The following is a 500-nucleotide window of genomic DNA, read 5'->3' on the forward strand; positions in this document are numbered from 1 at the left end:
TGATCATCGCTCAGCGTATCGTTGTCCGAGTCCGTGTCCAGGTAATCGGGCACACCATCACCGTCGAAGTCGGCATCAGTCTCGTAGATGTCCACGATGCCATCGGCATCACTGTCGATATCCAGATGGTCCGGCGTACCATCACCGTCCGTGTCGGCCGGCTCGGTGGCATCATCCACACCGTTGCCATCGACATCATCACCGCCGGTGGCATCCACATCCAGTGCATCATCGATCCCATCGGCGTCTGCATCACTGCCCAGCAAGGCGGGACTGCGACTGTCTTCCTGACTGTCGGGCAGATTGTCATTGTCCGAATCCAGGTCCAGATGGTCGGGAACGCCATCACCGTCACTATCGACGGCACCGGCAGAGGCTTCGATGATGTCGGCAATACCATCACCATCACTGTCGATGTCACGATGATCGGCGATTCCGTCACCATCAGAATCGGTCGGTTCAAGACTGTCATCAATGCCGTTTCCGTCCTGATCCGTACC

At 57.4% G+C, this 500-nt stretch carries 1 protein-coding gene; it reads right to left on the reverse strand.

The window, feature by feature from the left end:
- The coding region (locus ACUNV4_RS30475) for a thrombospondin type 3 repeat-containing protein (protein WP_430882446.1) at positions 1 to 500 on the reverse strand (500 nt) is incomplete at both ends.

This window comes from Granulosicoccus sp. 3-233 (assembly GCF_052681095.1).